Raw genomic sequence first — 19,171 nt, 5'->3', positions numbered from 1 at the left:
ACAACCCGGAGGCCCGTCTTCCGAACCGTTCGCGATCGACGGACCCCATTCCGCCGCTCGAACCGAAGCGTTGCGAGTGGCGTTTTCGCGCGCGCGGCCTTAAGTGAGGGCCGACACGCCCGAGACGAAGCCACGACGACGGTCAGCCGGTGCCCATCAGAGACAGCTACGCCCGCCAGGCGCTCGACGCCATCGTCAATCTCGGCGATTACGCCGCGAGCACGGTCCGCCCCGGGCTTCGGCTCGGCGTCACCGGGCTCGCGCGCTCGGGCAAGACGGTGTTCACGACGGCGCTCGTCCACCACCTCGTCGAGGGCACGCCGCTGCCCGCCTTCCAGCCCGCCCACGAGGGCCGCATCCGCCGCGCGCGCCTCGCCGCCCAGCCCGACGATGCCGTGCCCCGCTTCGCCTACGAGGACAATCTGCGGCTTCTCGTCGAGGAGCGGCGCTGGCCGGGCTCGACCGATCGCGTGAGCGAGCTGCGCGTCGAGATCGAGTACGAGCGCGGGCGCGGCGCCTGGCTCTCGGGACCGTCGAGCCTGACGCTCGACATCGTCGACTATCCCGGCGAATGGCTCCTCGACCTCACGCTCATCGACCAGGATTTCGCGCAATGGTCGGCGGAGGTGCTCGACGGCACCCGCCGCCCCGACCGCGCGCCGCTCGCCGCGCCCTTCCTCGCCGCGCTCGATGCGCTCGATCCGGACGGGCCGCCCGACGAGGGCGCGATGGGGGCGCTCTCGCAAATGTTCAAGGACTATCTCGTGGCTCTGCGCGCGGGGCCGGAGGCGGTCGCGACGACGCCGCCGGGGCGCTTCCTGATGCCGGGCGATCTCGCCGGCTCGCCCGCCCTCACCTTCGCGCCCTTGCGGCTCGCCCCCGGATCGAGCGCGAAACGCGGCAGCCTCGCCGCGCTGATGGAGCGCCGCTACGACGCCTACAAGCGCCACGTGGTCTGGCCCTTCTTCCGCGAGCATTTCCAGCGCATCGACCGGCAGATCGTCCTCGTCGACGTGCTCGCCGCGATCGATGCCGGCCCCTCCGCGCTCGCCGAGCTCGAGCGCGCGCTCGACCGGGTGCTGCTGGCCTTCCGCGCGGGGCGCAACACCTTCTTCTCGGCGATCTTCGCGCCGCGCGCCGAGCGCGTGCTCTTCGCCGCGACGAAGGCCGACCACGTCCACCAGACGAGCCATGCGCGGCTCGAAGCCATCCTGCGGCTCCTCGTCGAGCGCGCGGTCAAGCGCGGCGAGGCCGCCGGCGCGCGGATCGAGGCGGTCGCCCTCGCCTCCGTGCGCGCGACGCAGGAGACGATCGTGCGCGAGGACGGGCTGTCGCTCGAGGCCGTCGCCGGGGTGCCGGAGGCGGGCGAGCGGATCGACGGCGAGGTCTTCGACGGGATCGCGCGCGCGGCGGTCTTCCCCGGCGAATTGCCGGAGGACCCCGGCGCCATCTTCCGCGGCGCGGTGGAGCCCGGCTCGCTGCGCTTCCCCCGCTTCCGCCCGCCTCCCGCCCGCGCCGACCCCGGCAGCCGCGCCTGCCGCCTCCCCCAGATCCGCCTCGACCGCGCCCTCCAATTCCTGATCGGAGACCGGTTGGCCTGATGCAGCGACGATCCCTCCCCGCAGGGGAGGGTGGCCTCCGGAGCGAAGCGACGGAGGTCGGGTGGGGCCCGAGGTTCGGAGGCAGATCTCCACCCGGGCCCCACCCGACCCGTCTCGCTCCGCTCGCAGCGCCACCCACCCCCACCCCCCCCCCCCCGTCCGGGTGGGGCCCCCGGTGCGGAGAAAAATCTCCACCCGGGCCCCACCCGACCCTTCTCGCTGCGCTCGAAGGGCCACCCTCCCCTACGGGGAGGGACGACGTCTCCCCATATTCCACGCCAAGAGCACCACGCCGATGACGAGAAAGCCCCGCGCCTATCGCTACGACGATCCGAGCGTCGCCGAGGTCGAGGCCGGCCGCGCGCCGCCGCGGCCGGTGCGGGTCGTGATCGAGCCGCAGCCGGAGGAGATCGTCGAGGCGGCGGACGGGACGGAGGTGCCGATGGGGCGCCGGTCTCGGATCTCGTGGGGCGGCGTGCTCGCGGGCGCGGTCTCCCTCCTCGTCTTCCTCGGGCTCGGCCTTGCGGCGGAGAGCCTCCTGCGCGGTCTCTACGAGGCGGCGCCGTGGCTCGGCGCGGTCGGCCTCGCCGCGCTCGCGCTCGCGCTCCTCGCGCTCCTCGTGCTCGTGACGCGAGAGCTCCTCGGCTATCGGCGCGAGCGCAAGATCGAGGCTCTGCGCGAGGCCGCGGCGGCGGCGATCGAGCGGCGCGACGACAAGCGGGCCAAGGCGGTTGTCGCCGATCTACTCGGGCTCTACGGCAAGCGGCCGGACACCGCGCGCGGGCGCGCCCGCGTCGAGGCGATCGCGGACGAGATCCTCGAGGCCGAAGACCGGCTCGCCATCGCCGAGCGCGAGCTCCTCGCCGATCTCGACGCGCGCGCCCAGCGCGTCGTCGCGGACGCCGCCCGGCAGGTCTCGCTCGTGACCGCGCTCAGCCCGCGGGCGATCATCGACGTCGGCTTCGTGCTGTTCTCAGCCGCGCGCGTGCTGCGGCGCGTCTCCGCCGTCTACGGCGCGCGACCGGGCACCTTCGGCTTCCTGCGGCTCGCCCGCGCGGCCCTGACGCATCTCACGGTCACGGGCGGCGTCGCGCTCGGCGACGGCGTGCTGCAACAGGTGCTCGGCCTCGGCCTCGCCGCCCGCGTCTCCGCCCGCCTCGGCGAGGGCGTGCTGAACGGCATCATGACCGCCCGCTTCGGCCTCGCGGCCATCGCAGTCTGCCGCCCCCTCCCCTTCCAAGCCCTCCCCCGCCCGAAGATCGGCGACGTCGCGGGAGACCTCGTGGCGAAGGCGGAGAAGACCGAGAAGGGGGAGAAGGCGTGAGCGCGTCCCTCCCCGGAGGGCGACGACGTGCGCATGTCGTCGTGCGTGCAGGCTTACGACGCGAACGGCGCGCTCCCTCTCCTTCCCCTCAGGGGAAGGTGGCTCCGACCCCGAACAGGGGTCGGAGACGGATGGGGTCATTCGCTCCGAAGGAGCGAAGGGGCGTTGGGCTTCTCCTTACGTAAGGAGCTCTAGGACGACGCCCCTTCGCAGCTTCGCTGCGAAAAACCCCATCCGACCCGTCGGCTATCGCCGCCGGGCCACCTTCCCCTGAGGGGAAGGAAAGCGGCGGCGTCATCCTGCGAGCGTCGTGCCCGGGCGCAGATCCACGATGGGTCGTGCCCCACCCGACCCCTGTCGCTTCGCTCCAGGGGCCACCCTCCCCTGCGGGGAGGGATCATTCCCTCGGTTCGCGCGGGCGCCTGTCCAAGATGGTCCTCCCGAACAGGCTCGCCGTAAGTTCGGCCTGGAGGAGCGCGCTCTTGCCGCGTTCGTCGAGGAAGGGGTTGAGCTCGACGAGGTCGACGGAGCGCACGAGGCCGCTCTCGTGAAGCAATTCCATCACGAGATGCGCCTCGCGATAGGTCGCGCCGCCGGGAACCGTGGTGCCGACGCCGGGGCCGAGGGAGGGGTCGAGGAAATCGACGTCGAAGCTCACGTGCAGATGCGTCGTCTCCGGGTCGAGCCCCTCCAGATAGGTGCGCATGAGATAGGCCGCGCCGTTCTCGTCGATGGCGCGCATGTCGGAGGCGCGCACGCCGAGATCGTCGACCACGCGGCGCTCCTGCGGGTCGATCGAGCGCAGGCCGAAGATGTGGATCGTCTCCGGAGCGACGGGCTCGATGCCCTCCATCACGGGCGCGAGCGAGGGCTCGCCGGTCAGGAAGGCGAGCGACATGCCGTGCATGTTGCCGGACGGCGTGGTGGCGGGCGTGTTGAAATCGGCATGCGCGTCGAGCCAGAGCACGTGCAGCGTGCGACCGGCCTCGCGGGCGACGCGCGCGGCGGCGGCGACGGTGCCCATCGAGAGGGCGTGGTCGCCGCCCATGAAGACCGGCACGCCGGGGCGCTTCATCAGGGCGTAGGCGCGATCGTGGATGGCGCGCGTCCAGCCGGCGATCTCGCGCACGTTGCGGCACGTCTGCGACAGGGCGTTGAGACCCGGCTCGCCGAGCGCCGGGCGCGGCACGGGCAGGTCTCCCTCGTCGCGGACCTTGTGGCCGAGCTCGGCGAGCGCCTCGGCGAGCCCCGCCGTGCGCAAGGCCGCCGGCCCCATCGCCGCCCCCCGCCGCCCCGCCCCCGCCTCGAGCGGGATGCCGAGGAGGACGATCTCGGTCTGCTGAGGCTCCGCCGCGCCAAGAGGTTGGGTCATGGGGGGTCTCCTTGCTCGTCCCTCCCCGGAGGGGAGGGTGGACTTGCGAGGCGAAGCCGAGAAAGGCCGGGTGGGGCCCGTGGCTTGCAGACTGGTCTCCACCCGGGCCCCACCCGACCCCTGTCGCTTCGCTCCAGGGGCCACCCTCCCCTACGGGGAGGGAGGTCGCCGCCCCATCCCTCCCCGGAGGGGAGGGTGGACTTTCGAGCGAAGCGAGAAAGGCCGGGTGGGGCCCGACGCTTCCCGTGAAATCTCCACCCGGGCCCCACCCGACCCCTGTCGCTTCGCTCCAGGGGCCACCCTCCCCTACGGGGAGGGAGATCACCCCATCGCGGCGGCGATGCGCTCCAGGGCCTCGTTCGCCTTCGACCCGTCCGGGCCGCCGGCCTGGGCCATGTCGCGGCGCCCGCCGCCGCCCTTGCCGCCGAGCGCCTCGGAGGCCACGCGCACGAGGGCGACCGCGTCGTAGCGATCGGCGAGATCGGGCGTGACGCCCACGACCACGCCCGCCTTGCCGTCATCGGACACGCCGACGATGGCGACGATTCCCGACCCGATCCGGCTCTTGCCCTCGTCGGCGAGGCTCTTCAGATCCTTCATCTCGACGCCGGTGATCGCGCGCGCCATCAGCTTGACGCCCGCGACCTCGCGCACGTCGTCGCCGCCACCGCCGCCGCCGCCCATGGCGAGCTTCTTGCGCGCCTCCGCGAGATCGCGCTCGAGCTTGCGGCGCTCTTCGAGGAGCGCGGCGACGCGGTCGGGCACGTCCGCGACGGTCGTCTTCAGGAGGCCGGCGACGTTCTGGAGCGTCTTCGATTCGCCCGCGAGATGGCGCCGCGCCGCCTCGCCGGTGAGCGCCTCGACGCGCCGCACGCCGGCCGCGACCGCGCTCTCGCCGACGATCGTCACGAGGCCGATCTCGCCGGTGCGCCGCACATGCGTGCCGCCGCACAATTCGATCGAGAAGGTCTTGCCCGCAAGCGGCCCCTCGGGGTTCACGCCCATCGACACGACGCGGACCTCGTCCCCGTACTTCTCGCCGAAGAGCGCACGCGCGCCCGACGCGATCGCCTCCTCGACGCCCATCAGCTTGGTGACCACGGGCTCGTTCTGGAGAACGAGCGCGTTCGTGAGCCGCTCGACGCGCGACAGCTCCTCCTCGCTCATAGGCTTGGGGTGCGAGATGTCGAAGCGCAGGCGGTCGGGCGCGACGAGCGAGCCCTTCTGCGCGACGTGATCGCCGAGCACCTGGCGCAGCGCCTCGTGCAGGAGATGCGTCGCCGAATGGTGGGCGCGGATCGTCGCGCGGCGCGCCGCGTCGACGGCGAGCTGCACGGGCTCGCCGAGCGCGAGCCGCCCTTCCTCCACCGTGACGTGGTGCACGAAGAGATCGCCGAGCTTCTTCTCGACATTGGTCACGCGCGCGCGAAAACCCGCACCCGTGATCGTGCCGGTGTCGCCCACCTGGCCGCCGCTCTCGGCGTAGAACGGCGTCTGGTTGACGACGAGGAGCGCGCTCTCGCCCGCAGCCACCGCATCGACGCGCTGCCCGTCCCGGACGAGGGCCGCGACGACGCCCTCGGCGCTCTCGGTCTCGTAGCCGAGGAATTCCGTCGCACCCGTCTCCTCGCGCAGCTTGTACCAGACGGCCTCCGTCGCCGCCTCGCCCGAGCCCGCCCAGGCCGCGCGGGCCTTCTCGCGCTGGCGCTCCATCGCCGCGGCGAAGCCGTCCGTGTCGACGCCGATGCCGCGCGCCTTGAGCGCGTCCTGCGTCAGGTCGAGGGGGAAGCCGAACGTGTCGTAGAGGGTGAAGGCGGTCTCGCCGGAGAGCTTGTCGCCGGCGGCCAGGGCCTTCGTCTCCTCGTCCAGGATGGAAAGCCCGCGCTCCAAGGTCTTCCGGAAGCGCCGCTCTTCGAGCTCGAGCGTCTCGCGGATGAGCGCCTCGGCGCGGGTCAGCTCGGGATAGGCTTCGCCCATCTCGCGCACGAGCGGGTGCACGAGGCGGTGCATCAGCGGATCCTTGGCGCCGAGGAGCTGCGCGTGGCGCATCGCGCGGCGCATGATCCGGCGCAGCACGTAGCCGCGGCCCTCGTTCGAGGGCAGCACCCCGTCGGCGACGAGGAAGGCGGAGGCGCGCAGGTGGTCGGCGATCACGCGATGGGAAGCCTTGCGCGGCCCGGTCGCGTCGACGTTGGTGAGGGTCTCGACCGCGCCCGTGAGGAGGCGCATCGTGTCCGTCTCGTAATTGTCGTGCGTGCCTTGCATCACGGCCGAGATGCGCTCGAGGCCCATGCCGGTATCGATCGAGGGCTTGGGGAGCCCCACGCGCTCGCCGGGCGCGAGCTGCTCGAACTGCATGAAGACGAGGTTCCAGATCTCGATGAAGCGGTCCCCGTCCTCGTCGGGCGAGCCGGGCGGGCCGCCGGGGATGTGGTCGCCGTGATCGTAGAAGATCTCCGAGCAGGGGCCGCAGGGGCCGGTATCGCCCATCTGCCAGAAATTGTCGGAGGTCGGGATGCGGATGATCTTCGAATCCGGCAGCCCCGCGATTCTGCGCCAGAGCGCCGCCGCGTCCTCGTCCTCGGCATAGACGGTAACGAGGAGCCGCTCGACGGGCAGGCCGAATTCCTTCGTGATCAGGTTCCAGGCGAGCTCGATCGCGACGTCCTTGAAATAGTCGCCGAACGAGAAATTGCCGAGCATCTCGAAGAAGGTGTGGTGGCGCGCGGTGTAGCCGACATTGTCGAGGTCGTTGTGCTTGCCGCCTGCCCGCACGCATTTCTGCGCCGTGACCGCGCGCGAATAGGGCCGCTTCTCGACGCCGGTGAAGACGTTCTTGAACTGCACCATGCCGGCATTGGTGAACATCAGGGTCGGATCGTTGCGCGGCACGAGCGGGCTCGAGGCCACGGGCTCGTGGCCGTGCTTGGCGAAATAGCTCAGGAAGGCCGACCGGATCTCGTTGACGCCGCTCATCGTGCTCTCACAGGGTACGCCGGGGCCCTCGCGCCCCGCGGGAAGCGTTGCGCGGTTTTAGAGAGGGGAAGAGGCGTTGTCGAGGGTGTGCGGGGGCGGGAGCGCCCGCCCTCACCCCTGCGTCGCCACGAAGTCGAGCCCGCGGTCGAGCGCCCGGGTCAGCTTGTCGAACATCTCGTCGATCTCGGCGGGCGTGATGATCAAGGGCGGGCAGAGCGCGATGCGGTCGCCCATCAGCGAGCGCACGATCAGCCCCTCGTCCTGAGCGAAGGTGACGATCTTCGCGGCGAGCCCGGTCGCGGTCGGATATTGCCGCTTCGTCTCCTTGTCGGCGACGAGCTCGATGCCGCCGATGAGGCCGATGCCGCGGGCCTCGCCGACGAGCGGATGGTCGAGGAGCCGCTCGAGCCGCGCGAGGAATTGCGGCGCCTTGGCCGCCACGCCCGCCACGATCCGGTCGCGCTCGAAGATCTCGAGGGTCTTGAGCCCCACCGCGCAGGCGGTCGGGTGGCCGGAATAGGTGTAGCCGTGGCCGAACGTGCCGATCTTGCGGCTCTCGTCGAGCATGGCCTGGTACATCGGCTCGTCGATCATCACGCCGCCGAGCGGGATGTAGGCGGAGGTGAGCGCCTTGGCGATCGAGAGCGTGTGCGGGCGCATGCCGAAGGCCTGCGCGCCGAACATCGTCCCGCAGCGCCCGAAGCCGCAGATCACCTCGTCGGAGATCAGCCGCACGTCGTGGCGCTCGAGCACCGGCCCGATCGCCTCGAAATAGCCCTTGGGCGGCACGAGCGCGCCGCCCGCGCCCATCACCGGCTCGGCGATGAAGGCGGCGACGGTGTCGGGCCCCTCCGCCTCGATCAGCGCCTCGAGCTCGGCCGCGAGCCGCGCGGAGAAGGCCTCCTCGCTCTCCCCGGCTTCCGCGAAGCGGTAATGATGCGGGCAGGAGGTGTGGAGGATGTTGGCGATCGGCAGGTCGAAATCGGCATGGTTCGCCGGCAGGCCCGTCAGCGAGGCGGAGGCGACGGTGACGCCGTGATAGCCCTTCTTGCGGGCGATGATCTTCTTCTTCTTCGGCCGGCCGAGCGCGTTGTTCATGTACCAGATCAGCTTGACCTGGGTGTCGTTCGCCTCCGAGCCCGAGGAGCAGAACATCACCTTCGAGATCGGGACGGGCGCGATCTCCTTGAGCTTCTCGGCGAGCGCGATCGCCGGATCGTGGCTGCGGCCGGAGAAGAGGTGCTGGAAGGGCAGCTTCTCCATCTGCTCGCGCGCGGCCTCGGCGAGCTCGCGGTTCGAATAGCCGAGCGCCGTGCACCAGAGCCCCGCCATGCCCTCGAGATAGGGGCGCCCGTGGACGTCGTAGACGTAGACCCCATCGCCACGCTCGAGCACGAGCGGCCCCGCCTCGCGGAAGGCGGCGAGCTGGGTGTAGGGGTGGATCAGGGTTTCGACGTCGCGGGTGGCGAGATTGCTGAGCACGGGTCTCTTCTCCGGGGAACGGCTGCGGGCGAGCCTAAACCCGTGCGCGCCGCCCGCAACCCCGCAAAAACCCGCTCTCCGAAGCGCGCCGATTCGCGTCCCGCCCGCATTCGCCCCGATTGCGCCCCCCGCCCCGCGCTGTAAGGTCGCGTCCGCGACGAAGGGGAGAGCGGTTTGGAGGGGCAGCAGGACGCGGGGGCGCAGGGGCGCTTCGTCACGGGCTCGACCCTGCGCCACGTCGTCGTGATGAGCACGACGGGCGCGGTGGGCCTCGTCGCGATCTTCGCCGTCGACCTCGTCTCGCTCCTCTACATCTCCTGGCTCGGCGACAAGAGCGTCACGGCGGGCGTCGGGCTCGCGACGATCCTCCTCTTCGCCGTCACCTCCGTGAATGTCGGCCTGATGATCGCCGCCGGGGCGCTCGTGTCGCGCGCGCTCGGGGCCCGCGACGCGGCCGGCGCCCGCCGGCTCGCCACCTCGACGATCGTGCTCTCGGTCGCCGCGGCGAGCGTCACGACGCTCGCGGTCTATCCCTTCGTGCCGGCGCTGATGGCGCTGCTCGGCGCCGAGGGGCGCGCGCACGCGGTCGCGGTCGATTTCGTCGAGCTCGTCCTGTGGGCCAAGATCCCGATGGCGGCGGGCATGGCCGGATCGGGGGTGCTGCGCGCGGTCGGCGACGCCCGGCGCTCGATGTACGTCACCTTGTGGGGCGCCATCGTCATCGCGGCGCTCGATCCGGTGCTGATCTTCGGGCTCGGCCTCGGCTACAGGGGCGCGGCCGCGGGGCTCGCTCTCTCCCACCTCGTCTTCCCCGTCGTCGCTTTGTGGCCGCTCGTGCGCGTGCACGATCTCCTCGCCCGCCCGACGCGCGCCGACCTCCTCGCCCATGCCGGTCCGATGGCCTTCATCGCGGGGCCGGCGATCCTCACCACCGTGGCGAGCCCCGTCGCGTCCGGGATCGCGGCGAGCGTGATCGCGCCCTTCGGCAACGAGGCGATCGCGGGCAACGCCATCCTCGACCGGCTCGTGCCCTTCGCCTTCGGCGGTCTGTTCGCGCTCTCGGGGGCGGTCGGGCCGATCCTCGGGCAGAATTGGGGGGCGGGGCGCTACGACCGGATGCGGGCGGTGTTGCGCGATTCGATGCTCGTCGCGCTCGTCTACGTCGTCGTCACCTGGGCGGCGCTCGTCCTCCTGCGCCACGAGATCGTGGCCCTGTTCGGCGTGAGCGGCGAGGCCGCGCGGCTCGTCCTGTTCTTCTGCCTGATCAGCGGGCCGGTCTGGTTCTGCCAGGGGCTGCTGTTCGTGGCGAACGCCGCCTTCAACAATCTCGGCCACCCGCTTTACTCGACCGCCTTCAATTGGGGGCGGGCGACGATCGGGACGCTGCCCTTCGCGCTCGCGGGCGCGGCGCTCGCGGGGCCGCAGGGCGTGATCGCGGGGATCGGCATCGGCGCCGTCGCCTTCGGGCTCGTGGGCATCGCGACGGCCTTCTGGACCATCGGCGCCCTCGAGCGCCGCGCGGCGGCCACGCCCCAGGCGTCCCCGCGCGTCGGCCTGGGCGCCCGGCCTTCGACGCCTTAGCCCCCTCCCTCCCCGTAGGGGAGGGTGGACTTTCGAGCGTCAAGCGAGAAAGGCCGGGTGGGGCCCGTCGCTTGCCGCGAGACCACGACCCGGGCCCCACCCGACCCCCGTCGCTGCGCTCGGGGGCCACCCTCCCCTACGGGGAGGGATGGTCCCCATCCTCCACCCCGTAGCGGCGCGCCAGATAATCGCGTGCCATCGCCCGCGTGATCCGACGTTTCGCCGCGAGCGCCTCTTGATCGAGCGCGGCGACCGCCTCCGACGCCGCGGCCAGCGAGCGGTCGAGGTGGCGGGCGAGCGTGTCGACGACGCTCGTGTCGACGACCAGCTGGCGGTCGACGAAGAGCTTGACGAGCACCGCCTTCAACAGCCCGTCGTCGGGCGGCTCGAGCCGGGCGACGGGGGCGAGGCGCAGGCGCGAGAGGAGATCGCGCGTGGCGATCCCCCAGGCATCCGGCGGTCGCGCGGCGGTGAGGAGGACGAAGCTCCGGCGCTCGCGGGCGAGGTTGAGGAGGTGGAAGAAGGCCGGCTCGTCGAGGTCGCCGCGGTCGCAATCCTCGACGACGAGCGCGCCGTTCGACACGAGATGGGGCGTGCGCGAAAAGCTCAGCTCGAAGGCGTCGACGCGCCAGGCATGGGCGATGCCCGCCCAGATCGCCGCGAGATGGCTCTTGCCGGAGCCCGCCGGCCCCTCGAGACGCAGGATCGGATCGGGCCAATCCGGCCAGCGCTCGACGAGGGCGTAGGCCTCCTCGTTGGTGGGGCCGACGAGGAAATCCTCCGCCGCGAAGCTCGGCGCGAGCGCGAGGTCGAGCGGCAGCTGACGGGCGGGCTCGCGCCGCTCAGCCATGCTCGTCCTCCCGCGCCCGCCGCTCCGCGCCCACGACGCCGCCGTCGTAGAACGAGCTCTCGAGATAGCGCGACAGGCCGAACCGCGCGAGCACGCCCACCATCGCCGCGAGCGGCACCGCGAGGAGGAGGCCGACGAAGCCGAGGAGCGAGCCGAAGGCGAAGAGCGCGAACATCAGCCAGACGGGGTGGATCCCCACCGCGCCGCCGAGAAGCTTCGGCTGCAGGAAATAGCCCTCGACGAACTGGCCGAAGAGGAAGATGCCGAGCACCACGAGCACCCACGCGAAATCCGGCCAGAACTGCACGATCGCGACGCCGACCGACAGGATCAGCCCGGTGAGCGTGCCGACATAGGGGATGACGCTCAGGAGCCCCGCCGTCATCCCGATCAAGGCGCCGAAATTCAGCCCGACGAGCGCCAGCGTCACCGCGTAGAAGGCCCCGAGGATCAGGCAGATCGTCGCCTGGCCACGCACGAAGCGGGAGAGCACCTCGTCCATCTCGCGCGCGAGCCGCCGGATCGTCGGACGGTGGCGCAGGGGAAGCCAGCCGTCGACCGTCGCGACGAGGCGGTCCCAGTCGATCAGGAGGTAGAAGGCGATGACGGGGGTGAGGACGAGGAGCGAGAAGACCGAGACGAGCGTCTGCCCGCTCGCGACGAGCGTGCCGATCAGCGTGACGAGATAGCCCGCCCCGCCCTGCACCATCTCGCCGATCGAGCGCTGCAGCTCCTGGCCCGTCGTCTCCACCCCGAGATATTCGAGGAACGGCGCCCCGCGATCGATGACGAGCTCCTGCAGGCGCAGGACGTAGCTCGGCAGGAGCGCGAGGAAGGCCGTGATCTCGCGCACCACGAGCGGCAGCACGACGACGAGCACCACCACGAAGACGAGAACGAACAGGAGGAGGATGAGGAGCGTCGCGCCGAGCCGCGAGACGCCGAGCCGCTCGAGCCGGTCGGCGAGCGGATCGAGCAGATAGGCGAGCGCGAGCGCCGCCACGAAGGGCAGGAGGATGTCGGCGAAGAGATAGAGGAAGAAGATCGCCCCGGCGAAGGCCGCGAGCCAGAACCCGAGCTGCTTCTGAACCGTCATGGCGCCGACCTCGCCGGCCCCGCCGCACGCGATCCGCGGCGGAGGCACCCAGGGAGGGTTACGGCGAAGCGCGGCGCGAGGCAAGCGCGAGGCGAGCGCGCGCGGCGCGCCTCAGGACGAGCGTCCGTGCACGTGATAGGGCGGCGCCGTCGCCTCCACGGCGGTGAAGGTCTCGAGGATCTCGTAGCGGTGGACGGAATCGGCGGGCACCATCCAGCTGTCGCCGGGCTCGATCACGATCGTCTGACCCTCGATCTCGAGCCGCGCGCGCCCGGCGATGCAATAGCCCACCACCTCGTAATCGTGGGAATGGGCCGGCTTGTCGACGCCCGGCTCCTCCTCGCGCCACATGCGCATGGCGAGGCGCTTGGCGCTCGCGAGATGGACGAGCCCGTGCTCGCCGCGGGGGGAGGAGGCGCTCTGCACCTTCTTGACGCTCGTGTCGGTCATCGCGTGTCGTCCCATTGCTCGTGTCCGGGAGATCCGGGCAAACGGATGCGGGCGCGCGGCGTTCCTCCCTTCCAATCGCGCGCGCGAGAGGCCAAGCTCGCCCGCGCGTCCCGTCCACGTCGTGTCCTGCCCGAGTGCCCCCATGCTGCCCATCGGCGACCAGAACCCGCTCGTCCACATCCGCAGCGCCTACGTGAACCACGCGCTGATCGCGGTCTGCGTCGTCGTGTACGTGCTCCAGCTCGGCGCCGACGACGGCCTCGTCCTCGCCTTCGCGCTCTATCCCGGCCTCGCCGACGGCAGCGTGGCGCTGCCGGCCTTCGCGGCGGACACGCCGCACGTCGTGCGCCTCGTCACCTACGCCTTCCTGCACGGGGGCTTCCTGCACCTCGCCGGCAACATGGTCACGCTGTGGGTGTTCGGCGACAATGTCGAGGACGCGCTCGGCCACCGGCGCTACCTCCTCTTCTTCCTCCTGTGCGCGGCCGCGGGGGGCCTCGCCGAGACGGCCCTGTCGACGCAGCCCGACATCCCCGTCATCGGCGCGAGCGGGGCGGTCTGCGGCGTGATGGGCGCCTATCTCCTGATGCATCCGAACGCGCGCGTCCTCGTCCTCGTCGGTTTCCGGGTGCCGGTGGCGGTACCGGCGAGCGTGTTCGTGGGGTTCACCATCCTCGTCAACGTGGTGATGGCGCTCTCGGGAGACGTCGCGGCGCAGGTCGCCTGGATCGCGCATCTGGGCGGCTTCGCGGCGGGGATGATCCTCCTGCCGCTCCTGCGTCACCGCGACGTCGCCCTGTTCAACCCGGCGGAGGCCTATCCGGAGAGCGCGCGCTTTCCGTTCCTCAACCGCCTTCATTTCGACCTCACGCCGCGCGGGCGCAGCCGGGCCGGGCAGGTGTTCGTGGCGCTGAAGACGGCCGCCTTCTTCGTCCTCGTCGTGGTGCTCGTCGAGACCTTCGTGCCCTGATCGGCGTCCGGCCTGCGCGTCTCGCGGGCTTGCGGAGGGGCCGTGCGAAGCGCACAAGGAGGGTGCATGCACGCCCCCCCGCCCCCGCCGACCGGCGAGAGAACCGCGCCCGGCCACGCGCCGATGACGTTCCGCGAGTTCGTCCTCGTCGTCGCCGGGCTGATGGCGCTCAACGCGCTCGCCATCGACGTGATGATCCCCGCGCTCCAGGAGATCGGCGCGACGCTGGGCGTCGAGGACGAGAACCGGCGCCAGGCGATCCTGCCGGTCTATCTCGTCGGCTTCGGGCTCGGCCAGCTCCTCGTCGGCTCGATCTCGGATCGGTTCGGGCGCCGCCCGGTGCTCCTGTGGGGGCTCGCGCTCTACGTCGCGGCCGCGATCCTGTGCGCGGTGGCGCCCTCCTTCGAGGCGCTCCTCGCCGGCCGTTTCGCGCAAGGGATCGCGTCCGCGGCGCCGCGCGTGGTGACGACCTCGATCGTGCGCGATTGCTATTCGGGACGGCGGATGGCGAGCGTCACCTCGCTCGCGATGACGGTCTTCCTCGCGGTCCCCGTGATCGCGCCGAGCCTCGGGCAGGCGATCCTCCTTCTCGCGCCCTGGCAGGCGATCTTCCTCGTGCTCGCGGTCTACGGCCTCGCGATGATGGCCTGGACCGGCTGGCGGCTGCCCGAGACGCTGCCGCCCGAGCGCCGCCGCTCGATCGCGCCGCGCGCGATCGCGGCCGCCGCGCGCGAGGTCGTCACGACGCGCGCCACCTTCGGCTACGCGCTCGCGGGCGGGTTCATGTTCGCGGCGATGTTCGGTTTCATCGTGTCGGCCGAGCAGATCTTCACGGAGGTCTACGGGCTCGGCATCTGGTTCCCGCTCGCCTTCGCGGGGGCGGCGGCGGCGATGTCGGTCTCGGCGCTCGTGAACGCGCGGCTCGTCGGCCGCATCGGCATGCGCCGGCTCTCGCACGGAGCGGTGGCGGCGTTCGTCGCGATGGCGGCGGCGCTCCTCGTGCTCGCACGCCTCGATGCGCTCACCTTCCCCCTCTTCATGGCGCTGCTCGCCGGCACGATGATGCTGGTCGGGCTGATCTTCGCCAATTTCAACGCGCTCGCCATGGAGCCGATGGGCCACATCGCCGGCACGGCGGCCTCCGTCTTCGGCTCGACGACGACGCTGATGGCGTCCTTGATCGGGGGCGCGCTCGGCCAAGCCTACGATGGCACCCTCGTGCCGCTCGCCACCGGCTACCTGACGCTCGGCCTCGCGACGCTCTGCGCGATCGCCTTTGCCGAGGGCGGGCGGCTGTTCCGGCGGTGAGGGGGCTGAACTCCTGTCATCCCGGGCCGCGAAGCGGACCCGGGACCCATACCCACGACGACAAGTCCGAGCGCGCATGCCGCGCTCGCTCCGCACCCGTGCAGCATCGATCGTCGGAGAAACGCAGCCTACAGGCTGCGACTGCGGCGATGGGCGTATGGGTCCCGGCTCGCCTTCGGCGTCCGGGATGACAACCCTGGCAGTTGAATGACGAGGCCTCGAAGATGCCTCAGGACGGCTGCGCGGCCGGGAGGGCGACGCGGGCCCACCAATCCTCCAGCGCGAGGCGCGCGGGGGCGACCTTCTCGTCGAGGCCGCCGGCGAAATCGTCCCAGGTCTGGGCGAAGCGGCGCGGGATGCCGACGACGAGGGGGATGCCGTCGGCCACGCAGGCGCCGATCTCCGCGATCAGGCCCTCGCCGTCCGCTTCCATCTTGCCGAACTTGTTGACGACGACGAGGTCCGGCCCGGCCGCGATCGAGGCGCGCAGGACGCTCGCCGCCTGCGCCAAGCCGCGCGGATCGATGCGGCAGCCGCGCGCGCCCGCGCCGAGATCCTGGCAGATGCGGATCGTGGTGCCCGAGGCGATGTCGCGCAGGCGCATCTCGCGGGTGAGGCAGGCATCCGCCCCCGACTGCGTCTCGACGAGGCCGGCGACCGCGCGCCCCTCCGCCACGCGGGCGGCGGCGAAATCGGCGATCAGCCGGTCCACCTCGTCGGTGCGGTCGTAGACGATCGCGGCGATGCGCGGCTCGCTGACGGAACGGCTCATGGCGCGGCTTTCTCGATGCGGAAGACGACGATGTCCCCCTCGCTCTCCTGCGCGAGGAGGCGGTCCTTGGTCTCGCCGAGGAGATGGGGAATGTCGATGACGGCCATCGGGTCGGTGCAGGTCACGACGAAGACGGCGCCGGGCGCCGCGTTCTTGAGCGCCTTGCGGGTCTTCAGGGCCGGGAGCGGGCATTTCAGCCCGCGCAGATCGAGATGCGTCTCACTCATGCTGGCACGTCGGGCGCTCCATGTGTAGAAACGCTTAGACCGGCAAGGACGCGATGACAACAGACGCCGCCGCACGGACAGCACCGCTCGTCCCTCTCGCCCGCGCGCTCGCGCTCTGGCTCGACGGGGTGGGTCCGGTCGCGCCGGTCGCGCGCGCGCCGCGCGAGGCGATCGGCCGCGTGCTCGCGGACCCGCTGCGCGCTCCCGCCGACGTGCCCTCGGCCGCGCTCGCGCGCCGCGCCGGCCACGCGGTCGCCGCCGCCGACACGATCGGCGCCTCGCCCTACGCCCCCGCCTTCGCGGGGAGCCCCCCTCCCCTCGTCGCCGCGGGCGCCGCTCTGCCGGCGGGCTGCGACGCGATCCTGCCGATCGGCGCCGTCGCGGACGGGCCGCTGCCGGAGATCCTCGCCGAAGTGGCGCCCGGCACCGACGTGCGGCGCGCCGGCTCGGAGGCGCGTGCGGGCGCGATCCTGCGCGCGGAGGGCGCCCGGCTGCGGGCGCTCGACGCCGCGATCGCGCAGGCCGCCGGACTGGAGCGGGTGCGCGTGCGCGAGCCGATCGTGGCGCTCGACGGGGCAGCGCAGGCCGCCGTCGCGCCCCTCGTCGCCGCGCTCGGCGGGCGGGTCGCGGACATCGGCGCGCCCGCCGACCTCGCGATCCGGATCGGCGCTGCGGGGGAGGGAGACACGATTCTGGCCGCAGGCCTCGCCTTGTCGCCGGGCGAGGATGCGGCGCTCGGGCGCGACGCGGCCGGCGTGCCGCTCCTCGTCCTCCCCGCCCTCGCGTCGGACGCGATCGGCGCCGCCCTCGCGCTCCTGCCGGAGGCGCTGGCTCGGCTTTCCGGAGGCGCGCTCGCGACCCGTTCGGGGATCCTCGCGGAGGGCCTCTCCTCCCGCGGCGGCCTGGCGGAGGTGGCGCTTCTCGCGGAGGGCGCGCAAGGGCTCGTGCCGATCGCGGTCGGCGACACCCCGCTCGCCGCGCTCGCGCGCGCGGACGCGTTCCTGGTGGTGCCCGCCGATCTCGAGGGCTTTGCCCGCGGCGCCGCGATCGCCTATCTCCCCGTGCCATGAGCACCCCCGTGACAGAGCCCCGCGCCCCCGCCCAGGACCAGTTCCTCACGATCCTCTCCCGCGAGGAGGCGATCGCGCGGTTCGAGGCGGCGCTCGATCCGAAGCCTCTCGGCCGCGAGCGCGTGCCGCTCGCCGCGGCGCTCGGGCGGGTGCTCGCGCAGGACGTGGCGGCCGCGGTCGACGCCCCGCCCTTCGACCGCTCCGGCGTCGACGGCTTCGCCCTGCGCGCGGCCGATGTCGCGAGCGCTAGCGAGGGCGAGCCGGTCCGCCTCCTCCTCAATGCCGAGACCATCGCCTGCGGCACGCAGCCGACGCTTCCCGTCGCGCCCGGCACGGCGACGCCGATCGCGACCGGCGGACCCCTGCCGCGCGGGGCGGACGCCGTCGTGATGATCGAGCACACCCGCGCCTTGGACGGCGGCGCGATCGCCGTGCGCAAGCCCGTCAATCCCGGCGGCTTCGTCGCCTTCGCGGGCTCCGACATCGCGCGGGGCGAGACCGTCCTGCGGCGCGGCACCCTGATCGGCGCGCGGGAGATCGGCATGCTCGCGACCTGCGGGCTCGGCGAGGTCCCGGTCTTCGCCCGCCCGCGCATCGCGGTGCTCTCGACGGGCGACGAGCTCGTCGCGCCGGGCGAGCCCCTGCCGCCCGCGGGCATCTACGACGCGAACGGGCCCATCGTCGCCGCGGCCATCGCCGAGAACGGCGGCGAGCCGGTGCCCTACGGCATCGTGCGCGACGACAGGGAGGCGCTCGCGGCCGCGCTCGCCAAGGCGCATGCGGAATGCGACGCCGTCGTGCTCTCGGGCGGCACCTCGAAGGGCGCGGGCGATCTCACCTATCGCGCGCTCGCGGGGCTCGGCGTGCCGGGCATCATCGCCCACGGGGTCGCGCTCAAGCCGGGCAAGCCGCTCTGCCTCGCCGTCTGCGACGGCAAGGCCGTCGTCGTGCTGCCGGGATTTCCGACCTCCGCGATGTTCACCTTCCACGACGTCGTGGCGCCCACCTTGCGCAAGCTCGCCGGCCTGCCGCCGCGCGACGAGACGAGCGTTCTCGCGACGATTCCCGTGCGCATCGCCTCCGAGCTCGGGCGGCGGGAATACGCGATGGTCGCGCTCGTCGAAGGCGAGGACGGGCTCGTCGCCTATCCGACCGGCAAGGGCTCGGGCTCCGTCACCACCTTCGCCCAGGCCGACGGTTTTCTCGCGATCGAGGATCTCGCCGACGCCCTGCCCGCGGGGACGCGCGCGCCGGTGCGCCTCCTCGCGCGCGACCTGCGCGTGCCCGATCTCGTGGTGGCCGGGAGCCATTGCACGGGGCTCGACGCGGCGATCGGGCGGCTTGCCGAGCGGGGGCTCGTCTCTCGCGTGATCGCGCTGGGGAGCCTCGGCGGGCTCTCGGCGGCGCGGCGGGGGGAGTGCGATCTCGCGCCGATCCACCTCCTCGACCCGAAGACCGGCACCTACAACGCCCCCTTCCTCGCGCCGGGGCTGACTTTGGTTCGCGGCTGGCGGCGGATGCAGGGCGTCGTGTTCCGCCGCGGCGACATCCGGTTCGAAGGTCTCGACCCGCGCGGGGCGATCGCAGCCGCTCTGGCCGATCCGTCCTGCATCATGGTCTCCCGCAATCAGGGCGCGGGGACGCGCATCCTGATCGACCAGCTGCTGGAGGGGCGCCGGCCCGACGGCTATTGGAACCAGCCGCGCTCGCACAACGCCGTCTGCGCGGCGATCGCGCAGGGGCGCGCCGATTGGGGGATCGCGATCGCCCCCGTCGCGGAGGCCTACGGCCTCGGCTTCGCCGCCCTCGCCGAGGAGCACTACGATTTCGCCCTCGTCGAGGCCCGGCGCGAGCGCCCCGGCGTGCAGGCCTTCCTCGAAGCGCTCGCCGATCCGCGCACCCGCGCTGCCTTGTCCACGCTCGGCTTCGCGCCGTGATCCCCCTCCCCCCGCGCAGCGGCGGGGAGGGGTTAGGGGTGGGGGGTGGTGGGGCCTGTGGGGTGGCTCGCGAGGGAGATCCGGCAGACGGGGCCGAGCACGCCTTTCCACTCGCTTCCACAGGCCCGACCACCCCCCACCCTACCCTCCCCGCC

General features: G+C 72.4%; 15 protein-coding genes. 7 read left to right on the top strand and 8 right to left on the bottom strand.

Annotation, left to right across the window (positions count from 1 at the left end; genetic code table 11):
* The first annotated feature begins 149 nt into the window (after positions 1-149).
* Positions 150-1,601, top strand: a complete 1,452-nt coding sequence (locus ACK4UM_RS14455) for a YcjX family protein (RefSeq protein ID WP_409800385.1) — start codon at positions 150-152, stop codon at positions 1,599-1,601.
* 295 nt (positions 1,602-1,896) lie between these two features.
* On the top strand, positions 1,897-2,925 hold the full coding sequence (locus tag ACK4UM_RS14450) for a YcjF family protein (RefSeq protein ID WP_409800384.1): 1,029 nt from the start codon (positions 1,897-1,899) through the stop codon (positions 2,923-2,925).
* Positions 2,926-3,322: 397 nt separating this feature from the next.
* On the opposite strand, the gene rocF is transcribed toward ACK4UM_RS14450, so the two are convergent.
* The 3 genes from rocF to ACK4UM_RS14435 all read right to left on the bottom strand — a co-directional run bounded on the left by rocF (position 3,323) and on the right by ACK4UM_RS14435 (position 8,755).
* Positions 3,323-4,297: an arginase gene (rocF, locus tag ACK4UM_RS14445; protein ID WP_409800382.1), complete on the bottom strand. Its 975-nt coding sequence runs from the start codon at positions 4,295-4,297 to the stop codon at positions 3,323-3,325.
* 321 nt (positions 4,298-4,618) lie between these two features.
* Positions 4,619-7,273: an alanine--tRNA ligase gene (alaS, locus tag ACK4UM_RS14440; RefSeq protein ID WP_409800380.1), complete on the bottom strand. Its 2,655-nt coding sequence runs from the start codon at positions 7,271-7,273 to the stop codon at positions 4,619-4,621.
* A gap of 111 nt (positions 7,274-7,384) precedes the next feature.
* Positions 7,385-8,755: an aminotransferase gene (locus tag ACK4UM_RS14435; RefSeq protein ID WP_409800378.1), complete on the bottom strand. Its 1,371-nt coding sequence runs from the start codon at positions 8,753-8,755 to the stop codon at positions 7,385-7,387.
* Between the two features lie 174 nt (positions 8,756-8,929).
* Between ACK4UM_RS14435 and ACK4UM_RS14430 the strand changes: the two genes are divergently transcribed.
* Entirely contained in the window at positions 8,930-10,336 is a 1,407-nt protein-coding gene (locus tag ACK4UM_RS14430) for an MATE family efflux transporter (RefSeq protein WP_409800376.1), read from the top strand.
* A gap of 136 nt (positions 10,337-10,472) precedes the next feature.
* Here the strand turns inward: ACK4UM_RS14430 and ACK4UM_RS14425 are convergent, their stop codons facing one another.
* The 3 genes from ACK4UM_RS14425 to ACK4UM_RS14415 all read right to left on the bottom strand — a co-directional run bounded on the left by ACK4UM_RS14425 (position 10,473) and on the right by ACK4UM_RS14415 (position 12,732).
* Complete coding sequence (locus ACK4UM_RS14425) at positions 10,473-11,186, bottom strand: hypothetical protein (RefSeq protein WP_409800374.1); 714 nt, start codon at positions 11,184-11,186, stop codon at positions 10,473-10,475.
* A complete protein-coding gene (locus ACK4UM_RS14420; protein WP_409800372.1) occupies positions 11,179-12,282 on the bottom strand; it encodes an AI-2E family transporter in 1,104 nt (367 codons plus the stop codon). The genes ACK4UM_RS14425 and ACK4UM_RS14420 overlap by 8 nt, the downstream gene beginning before the upstream one ends.
* A gap of 111 nt (positions 12,283-12,393) precedes the next feature.
* On the bottom strand, positions 12,394-12,732 hold the full coding sequence (locus ACK4UM_RS14415) for a cupin domain-containing protein (protein ID WP_409800370.1): 339 nt from the start codon (positions 12,730-12,732) through the stop codon (positions 12,394-12,396).
* Positions 12,733-12,874: 142 nt separating this feature from the next.
* Between ACK4UM_RS14415 and ACK4UM_RS14410 the strand changes: the two genes are divergently transcribed.
* A complete protein-coding gene (locus ACK4UM_RS14410) occupies positions 12,875-13,702 on the top strand; it encodes a rhomboid family intramembrane serine protease (protein ID WP_409800368.1) in 828 nt (275 codons plus the stop codon).
* Between the two features lie 66 nt (positions 13,703-13,768).
* Complete coding sequence (locus ACK4UM_RS14405; protein WP_409800366.1) at positions 13,769-15,010, top strand: multidrug effflux MFS transporter; 1,242 nt, start codon at positions 13,769-13,771, stop codon at positions 15,008-15,010.
* Positions 15,011-15,239: 229 nt separating this feature from the next.
* Here the strand turns inward: ACK4UM_RS14405 and ACK4UM_RS14400 are convergent, their stop codons facing one another.
* Positions 15,240-15,782 carry a DUF2478 domain-containing protein gene (locus tag ACK4UM_RS14400; RefSeq protein WP_409800364.1) on the bottom strand — a complete coding sequence of 181 codons (543 nt, stop codon included), beginning with the start codon at positions 15,780-15,782 and terminating at the stop codon, positions 15,240-15,242.
* Positions 15,779-16,009 (bottom strand): sulfurtransferase TusA family protein, encoded by a 231-nt coding sequence (locus ACK4UM_RS14395; protein WP_409800362.1) that lies wholly within the window; start codon positions 16,007-16,009, stop codon positions 15,779-15,781. Before ACK4UM_RS14395 ends, ACK4UM_RS14400 begins: the two co-directional genes overlap by 4 nt.
* Before the next feature lie 53 nt (positions 16,010-16,062).
* Here ACK4UM_RS14395 and ACK4UM_RS14390 point away from each other — a divergent pair, with 53 nt between their 5' ends.
* Positions 16,063-17,079 carry a molybdopterin-binding protein gene (locus ACK4UM_RS14390; protein ID WP_409800360.1) on the top strand — a complete coding sequence of 339 codons (1,017 nt, stop codon included), beginning with the start codon at positions 16,063-16,065 and terminating at the stop codon, positions 17,077-17,079.
* Positions 17,076-19,016, top strand: coding sequence for a molybdopterin biosynthesis protein (locus ACK4UM_RS14385; protein WP_409800358.1), 1,941 nt, complete (start codon positions 17,076-17,078; stop codon positions 19,014-19,016). Before ACK4UM_RS14390 ends, ACK4UM_RS14385 begins: the two co-directional genes overlap by 4 nt.
* The last annotated feature ends 155 nt before the right edge of the window (positions 19,017-19,171 follow it).

Source organism: Salinarimonas sp. (genome assembly GCF_046292825.1).
GTDB lineage: Bacteria > Pseudomonadota > Alphaproteobacteria > Rhizobiales > Beijerinckiaceae > Salinarimonas.
This window is presented reverse-complemented; position numbering and strand designations above follow the sequence as displayed.

Coding starts and splice junctions, on each gene's coding strand:
- ACK4UM_RS14410 (WP_409800368.1), top strand. CDS start 12,875: ATGCTGCCCATCGGCGACCAGAACCCGCTCGTCCACATCCGCAGCGCC.
- ACK4UM_RS14450 (WP_409800384.1), top strand. CDS start 1,897: ATGACGAGAAAGCCCCGCGCCTATCGCTACGACGATCCGAGCGTCGCC.
- ACK4UM_RS14425 (WP_409800374.1), bottom strand. CDS start 11,186: ATGGCTGAGCGGCGCGAGCCCGCCCGTCAGCTGCCGCTCGACCTCGCG.
- ACK4UM_RS14395 (WP_409800362.1), bottom strand. CDS start 16,009: ATGAGTGAGACGCATCTCGATCTGCGCGGGCTGAAATGCCCGCTCCCG.
- ACK4UM_RS14420 (WP_409800372.1), bottom strand. CDS start 12,282: ATGACGGTTCAGAAGCAGCTCGGGTTCTGGCTCGCGGCCTTCGCCGGG.
- ACK4UM_RS14415 (WP_409800370.1), bottom strand. CDS start 12,732: ATGACCGACACGAGCGTCAAGAAGGTGCAGAGCGCCTCCTCCCCCCGC.
- ACK4UM_RS14405 (WP_409800366.1), top strand. CDS start 13,769: ATGCACGCCCCCCCGCCCCCGCCGACCGGCGAGAGAACCGCGCCCGGC.
- ACK4UM_RS14385 (WP_409800358.1), top strand. CDS start 17,076: ATGAGCACCCCCGTGACAGAGCCCCGCGCCCCCGCCCAGGACCAGTTC.
- alaS (WP_409800380.1), bottom strand. CDS start 7,273: ATGAGCGGCGTCAACGAGATCCGGTCGGCCTTCCTGAGCTATTTCGCC.
- ACK4UM_RS14390 (WP_409800360.1), top strand. CDS start 16,063: ATGACAACAGACGCCGCCGCACGGACAGCACCGCTCGTCCCTCTCGCC.
- rocF (WP_409800382.1), bottom strand. CDS start 4,297: ATGACCCAACCTCTTGGCGCGGCGGAGCCTCAGCAGACCGAGATCGTC.
- ACK4UM_RS14400 (WP_409800364.1), bottom strand. CDS start 15,782: ATGAGCCGTTCCGTCAGCGAGCCGCGCATCGCCGCGATCGTCTACGAC.